The organism is Mesorhizobium sp. M1C.F.Ca.ET.210.01.1.1, assembly GCF_004791585.1.
Classification (GTDB): domain Bacteria; phylum Pseudomonadota; class Alphaproteobacteria; order Rhizobiales; family Rhizobiaceae; genus Mesorhizobium.
The window spans coordinates 170,079-176,467 of record NZ_SRUU01000014.1; the positions used below are offsets into that span (position 1 = coordinate 170,079).

Genomic DNA, 6,389 nt, shown 5'->3' on the forward strand with positions numbered 1-6,389 from the left:
AAGATTGACTATATTTTTAAGCTAATCGGATACTTCTGATCGGCAACTGCAGCTTGCTTATTGCTGACTTTAAGTTTCGGTTGTCTGGACGATTTGCGGCACGGTTGCGGCCGATCGCGACTATGTTGGCGTGCCAAATGGGCGACTGTTTTCACCTGCAGATGATAGTGGGACCGAATGCGGGCGTGAGCCCGCACGGCAATAACTGGTGGCAGGCAATGATATGTGTGGCACCAGCCTGACGGGCAGGCGGCCAGACCGATCTCTCTGATTACTTCACGCCGATGCCGGCCGTCAGGCCGCCGTCGATCTTGTAGTCCGCGCCGGTGCAGAAGCCGGCCTTCGACGAGCACAGGAAGGCGATTAGTTCCGCCACTTCCTCCGGCTCGCCGATGCGGCCAAGCGGATGGGCCGCGCCGAAGCGCCTGTAGGCTTCCTCGACATCGGCGTCGCTGCCGCTTTCACCGCGCGCGGCCTTCTCGAGGATGGGCGTGCGGATCGAGCCCGGGCTGACCGAATTGACCCGGATGCCGGCCGCCGCGTAGTCGAGCGCCAGCGAACGCGTCAGCGTGTGGATGGCGCCCTTGGTCGTTGCATAGGCGGCGACGTTCTGCTGACAGGCGAAACCCTGCACCGAGGCGACATTGACGATGGCGCCGCCACCCCGGCGGATCATTTCGGGGATGCCGAAATGCGCCGTCAGGTAGATCGAGCCGACATTGACCGTCATCGTCCGGTTCCAGGTTTCCCAGTCGGTTGTCGTGGCGGTTCCGTATGGATGGACCGCCGCGGAATTGACGATCACATCGAGACCGCCGAAGCGCTCGACGCCGGCCGCGACGGCGTCGCGAACCTGGTCCGGCACGGAAACGTCGGTGCCAATGACCAGCGCGCCGGCCTTGGAGCTTTCCAACTCGGCTTCGATGGCCGCATTGGCCGCGCGGTCGATGCCGCAGGCGATGATCGCTGCGCCCCCCGCCGCGAGGCGCCTGGCGGTTGCGAGACCAATTCCGGTCGTCCCCGTCACCAGAGCGACCTTGCCGTCAAAATCCTTCATTGCGGGAACTCCTCCATGGACTTTCGGAAGCCGGCTATTCCGGCAGGAATCGCAGGGCGAAATCGAGATGGTGGCTCATCAGACAGGCATAGGCCAGCCCGTCGCGCAGGGCAGCGATGATCTCACCACGGCGCTGGACTATTAGGTCGCCGCTTCCATCAAGCGGCTCAACGGACGCTTTCACGGCGAAAGCCCTTCCGCTGCCATGATGCGCTCGACGGTTTCGACGATCGCGTCATCGACGATCGCAACCATTACCCCTTCGGGTCCACACGACCTCCACACTTTCTCCATCAAAACGCAAGGTCGGACCGACAATTGCCGGCAGGCGGATTTTGATTGTCGCGTGGGTGCGCGGACGGGTGGCAGCGGCGCTCCGCGTCCCGGGATGTGTGCGTAGACGGCGGTAAGGTCAATGACAGTCTCCTTCGGCGCCAAAGGAGCTCCTTCTCCGTCGCAACGTCCAAGGGCTAGATGGCCGATCCTGTTCGCAGTCATGCTGGCATTTCTGACCGTTCGATCTTGCCGGATCGTTGGTTGGCGCGGGCAAAAGCGCCTTCTCCGCCGCGCATGCCGCGCTTCTCACATCGGCCGCCACGCTGATCGGCAGCGGTCTTCTTCGCCCTCAAAGAATGCCGGGGGAGAACAATGACGGCTGCGTACACGCCTGCCTGCCCCATTCGCCTCACGCAATTTGGATAGATGTCGATCTCGGAGAACCTTCGGATGTCAAGTTCCACAAGACAAAGCCCTGCGACGAAGTACCCTCTACTGATCCGGTGTCTGCACTGGATGCGGGCCGTGCTGGTGATCTGTCTGATCGCATCCGGCTGGTATATGACGCGCCTGCCGGAGAGCGACACGGCGACCGCTTCGTTTTTTTACCCGAACCACAAGCAATTCGGCGTTCTCGTATGGCTGTTGGCGCTTGTTCATCTCGCGCTTCGCTGGCGATACAGGAAGATAGTGCCTTCGACGCCTCCGGCTCTCGCGCGTTGGGAGAAAATTCTCTCCCACATGGTTCACAGGTCGCTGATCGTTTTGACGCTTCTCGTACCGATACTCGGATATTCGCTTTCAAGCAGCTTCTCGCAAAGCGATGGTGTCCCATTCTTCATCATTGCGCATCTTCCGGAGCTGCTCCCTAAAAACGATGCGGCCTTCGCGGTCTTCCAGATGCTCCATAGATACAGTGCCTATCTTCTGTTGGCGTGCATCGCCCTGCATGTGGCCGGTTCGCTGAAGCACAGGCTCATCGACAAAAATGGACCAACGGATGTCATTCCTCGCATGTTTTGACGTCCCGGCCTCGCCCGGGTTGATTGGGATTTCAGCCCTGTTTCGCTCCACTCTTCGACGCGATTGAAGCCCGGTATCCAGCGCTCGAAGCTTCCAGTCGAGGGAAGGGGCCTGCGCTTGCGCGGACGTCCAGCGGACCTTGCAGGGAGGGGGCTGTTCTGATTCCCTGATGTGGGTGGGGGTCGCCTGATTCGTGCGCTCGTTGCTCCGGTTGCGCGTCGGTGCAGCGGCTCCTTTCGGTAGAGAGAGACCATAATGACCGCCAAGCCGGAAATCCTGGAGATGAGGCCCAAGATCACCGTCGTGGGGGTCGGCGGCGCCGGCGGGAACGCCGTCAACAACATGATCGTCGAAGGTTTGCAGGGCGTCGAGTTCGTCGTCGCCAATACCGACGCCCAGGCGCTCACCATGTCGAAGGCGTCGCGGCTGATCCAGTTGGGCGCGCATGTGACGGAAGGCCTGGGCGCCGGATCTCTGCCCCACGTCGGAAGCGCGGCTGCGGAGGAATCCATCGACGAGATCATGGATCATCTGGCGGGAACCCATATGTGTTTCATCACCGCGGGTATGGGGGGCGGCACCGGAACTGGCGCCGCGCCCGTTATCGCGCGCGCCGCCCGCGATGCCGGCATTCTGACGGTGGCCGTTGTCACCAAGCCTTTCGCGTTCGAAGGCAGGCGCAGGACCCAGGCCGCCGAGGAAGGCATAGAACGCCTTCGCGAGAGTGCCGATACGGTGATCGTCATCCCGAACCAGAACCTTTTCAGGGTTGCCGACGCCAGGACCACGTTTGCCGACGCCTTTGCCATGGCGGATCGCGTTCTCTATGCGGGTGTCGGCTGCATCACGGATCTCATCGTGAAGGAAGGCCTGATCAATCTCGACTTTGCCGATGTGAAGTCTGTGATGCGGGACATGGGCCGCGCCATGATGGGAACCGGCCAGGCCTCCGGAGAAGGCCGAGCCAGGACGGCGGCCGAGGCTGCGATCGCCAATCCGCTTCTGGACGAAGCCTCAATGACCGGCGCCAGGGGCCTGCTGGTATCGATCTGCGGCGGGACGGACATGACGCTCTTCGAGGTCGATGAAGCTGCGACACGGATACGCGAAGAGGTCGACGCCGATGCCGACATCATCGTCGGTGCCATCTTCGACCAGGCCTTGGCTGGAAAGTTCCGCGTCTCGGTCGTCGCAACGGGCCTGCGGCAGAACGCAGACATGGCCCAGCTTGAGCAAAGGACTGCCTGAGGATCTGGAGCAGAACGCCTTGCAGACCATCGACAATCCGTTCGGCACGAGATTGTCGCCCGTGTCCTAGGTACAAACCGCTACCTATGTCTTCGGGCTGTACACAAGGTGAGCGATGGTAGTGGAGGAGGGATACCGTCAATACAGCGCTATAGCCGCGTTCGCCTCCGGCCGTCGCGCTGCAGTTCGATCTCCTTGGTGCCATTATCGGCGAAGGCCAAGATCCCGTCGTCATCATTAGCCCCGAGCTCTTCGCTGACGCCGAGATCCCCGGCGACACGTTCGACCGTGTAGGCGCGATGCGCGTCCCCCATAGCCTATTCGGACCGGCCGGTGGAACGAACGGCATGCGTCCTGAATTTTGGAGGATGCAACTCTTGCCTTCCCTATCATGACTCTTCTCGTCCAGCCGCGCTTGGTGAATGAGCCGTTTTCCGACGCGGGACTGCTTCTCGATTTCCGGTTCGGCAGTAGGGCAGCCCTCTTTGACCTCGGCGATGTGTCGGCGCTTTCGCCACGTGAGATCCTGCGCGTTTCGCACGTGTTCGTGTCGCACATGCACATGGATCACTTCAGCGGGTTCGATCGTCTGCTCGCAGTGTCGCTCTATCGGGGAAAGCAGGTCCATATCATCGGCCCGCCCGGACTGGCGGATGCCGTTGAGGCCAAGCTGAGGGCCTACACTTGGAATCTCCTCAACGAGCGGTCGCAGGACTTTACGATCTTTGCCTCAGATTGGACGGAAGCAGGCTTTGCCACCACAGCCGCCTTCCGGGCGCGCAGGGCTTTCGTGCGGCAGAATAGGCAGAACCCGGACACTCAGTTCCCCTTGGACGATCCGGAGTTCACGATCGAAGCCGCTACGCTGGATCATGGGATTCCTTGCCTAGCCTTCGCCTTCCAGGAAAAGCTACGGGTCAATGTGCACAACTCGCGCCTGGATGAACTCGATCTTCCTGTCGGACCTTGGCTGGCAAACGCCAAGCGAGCGGTACGTCGCGGCGCCGATGCGGCGACCGAGTTCACGCCAAGTGCGGGCAGGAAGGTTACGCTCGGGGAACTGTTGCGGGCTCAGGCGCTGGTCCGTGCGCCGGGCCAACGCATCGCCTATGCAACCGATTTAGCCTTCGGTCCGGAGAACGTCACTCGTCTCTGTAACCTGGTGCGCGGCGCCGATCAGCTTTTCATCGAAGGCGGATTCCTGGAGGCAGACCGAGACCTCGCGGCGTCGAAGAAGCATCTGACTGCCGCGCAGGCAGGCGCGATCGCCAGGCAAGCAGGCGCTATCTCCGCCCACCAGATACACCTTTCGCCTCGGTATCTCGGACGTGAGGACGAGCTGCGGACCGAATTCGAAGCCGAATTTCGCGGAGGGTCCGTTATAGCGAGATAAGGCTCGTTCCCCTCGTAAGGCCCCTACTATTGCGCACGGTCGGAGCAGGCAGCCCGGCTTGCTTTTGGGGGTGGTGATTGAATGACAGCGACGACCAGCGGTCGGCAAAATTACAATCATAAACGGCTAACCGTCAGCGAAGCCGCAAGGCGTTGCTTCAGCCGCGCGATCTGCTTCAAAGACCACCCGTGAACATTTGTCACCTCTATCCAGGCGTTAATGTAATCGCCCGGCGCATAAACGTGCCCATGCCCGATTGGCGTCGTCGTGGCCATTGCCATGTCGAGCGTCAGCTGCAGAAACGTCACCACCGGGTACCATTGCAATTCCGATGAGACGTCTGGCCCACGTGGGCTCTTCATCCAATCTGGCTCACGGTAGAGGTCGCGATAGTCAAAAAAGGTCACCGGGTCACTCGCGTACTGAAGATATACGTCCGCATCGGCCCCCAGGGTGAACCTGCGTCGATACTCGTGCCGCCCTGGTTCATGAAGCGCACAATCGACCCGTCGCGAAAACGCGGCAACCATGCCGGCGAGCCCGCAACCCGGTCGGCGGTGATCGACCGCCACAAGCTGCTTCTGTACGGTGGTCCGCTCCACAGCGCCCCTTGGTAGGGATCTCCGAGGACCTCGAACAAGTCGGTTGCGCGTTCGGAGTTCATGGCGCCCGCAAGATGCGTTTGTGCTCATGGTGAAGCTCAGCAGCGCTATGGTGTTGATCCCCTATTTGCTGGTCGCTGGCTACGGCTTGCTTATTGCCCTTCGCGACGAGACCAACGATGCAGAACCGGCGCGGCGTTCGCGCGATTTGGTGGTCGCTGGCATCGCCACTTTGTATGTGCTGTTCATGATCTATGCCGGCGGCCTCAAATTTCTGCTGCTGTCATCCGCTCTCTATGTCCCAGGTACACTGCTCTACGTTCAGGTTAGGCGGGAGCAGAAAGAACGGGTGTTCGTCGGCGCAGAATGGATCGTCCTGGCGGCCGCGGTAATTGGGTGCCTGTTCGGCATCTACGGAATTGTCAGCGGCGATATCGTTATCTAACGGGTAGGGGGCGCCCGCGAAAGCCGCCCATTTTGTGCATGAGTCGTCCCCTTCCGAGCGTGATGCCGATAAAGCAGGGGCACATTGCCTGAGAGAGGCGCCTAACGCTTGAGCGACCCGAGACATAGGTGACGGAACGTACCGGACACATGGGTAACACTTTTGGCTTTGGCCGGAGGTGTTGATGCCGTGGAGAGAGTGTTCGGTGATGGAGGAAGGTCTTCGTTTCGTGGCCCGTCTTCTCGAGGGAGAAGGGATGAGCGAGGTGTGCCGAGCATTCGGCATCTCGCGCAAGACCGGCTACAAGATCTTCAACCGCTACCAGGATGAAGGGCTGGAGGCGCT

General features: G+C 60.9%; 8 protein-coding genes and 1 pseudogene. 5 read left to right on the forward strand and 4 right to left on the reverse strand.

What is annotated here, in order from left to right; all coding sequences use genetic code 11:
- Nucleotides 1–271 precede the first annotated feature (271 nt).
- Complete coding sequence (locus tag EN853_RS17865) at nucleotides 272–1,057, reverse strand: SDR family oxidoreductase (RefSeq protein WP_127859086.1); 786 nt, start codon at nucleotides 1,055–1,057, stop codon at nucleotides 272–274.
- Between the two features lie 34 nt (nucleotides 1,058–1,091).
- Nucleotides 1,092–1,241, reverse strand: a complete 150-nt coding sequence (locus EN853_RS34615; RefSeq protein ID WP_245517072.1) for a hypothetical protein — start codon at nucleotides 1,239–1,241, stop codon at nucleotides 1,092–1,094.
- Nucleotides 1,242–1,783: 542 nt separating this feature from the next.
- Between EN853_RS34615 and EN853_RS17875 the strand changes: the two genes are divergently transcribed.
- Both EN853_RS17875 and ftsZ read left to right on the forward strand, forming a co-directional pair.
- Nucleotides 1,784–2,356 carry a cytochrome b/b6 domain-containing protein gene (locus EN853_RS17875; protein WP_127859085.1) on the forward strand — a complete coding sequence of 191 codons (573 nt, stop codon included), beginning with the start codon at nucleotides 1,784–1,786 and terminating at the stop codon, nucleotides 2,354–2,356.
- Nucleotides 2,357–2,611: 255 nt separating this feature from the next.
- Nucleotides 2,612–3,604 carry a cell division protein FtsZ gene (gene ftsZ, locus EN853_RS17880; RefSeq protein WP_127859084.1) on the forward strand — a complete coding sequence of 331 codons (993 nt, stop codon included), beginning with the start codon at nucleotides 2,612–2,614 and terminating at the stop codon, nucleotides 3,602–3,604.
- Nucleotides 3,605–3,753: 149 nt separating this feature from the next.
- Here the strand turns inward: ftsZ and EN853_RS33990 are convergent, their stop codons facing one another.
- Nucleotides 3,754–3,918, reverse strand: coding sequence for a hypothetical protein (locus EN853_RS33990; RefSeq protein WP_167524510.1), 165 nt, complete (start codon nucleotides 3,916–3,918; stop codon nucleotides 3,754–3,756).
- 77 nt (nucleotides 3,919–3,995) lie between these two features.
- Between EN853_RS33990 and EN853_RS17885 the strand changes: the two genes are divergently transcribed.
- Nucleotides 3,996–4,997, forward strand: a complete 1,002-nt coding sequence (locus EN853_RS17885; protein ID WP_127859083.1) for an MBL fold metallo-hydrolase — start codon at nucleotides 3,996–3,998, stop codon at nucleotides 4,995–4,997.
- A 116-nt stretch (nucleotides 4,998–5,113) separates the two neighbouring features.
- On the opposite strand, the pseudogene EN853_RS17890 reads toward EN853_RS17885, so the two are convergent.
- Nucleotides 5,114–5,667: pseudogene (locus tag EN853_RS17890) on the reverse strand (alpha/beta-hydrolase family protein); the annotation flags it as partial.
- Between the two features lie 20 nt (nucleotides 5,668–5,687).
- Between EN853_RS17890 and EN853_RS17895 the strand changes: the two are divergent.
- Nucleotides 5,688–6,044 (forward strand): hypothetical protein, encoded by a 357-nt coding sequence (locus EN853_RS17895; protein ID WP_189343890.1) that lies wholly within the window; start codon nucleotides 5,688–5,690, stop codon nucleotides 6,042–6,044.
- A gap of 184 nt (nucleotides 6,045–6,228) precedes the next feature.
- A partial coding sequence (locus EN853_RS17900; protein ID WP_135855930.1) for a helix-turn-helix domain-containing protein occupies nucleotides 6,229–6,389 on the forward strand: 161 nt, incomplete at its 3' end.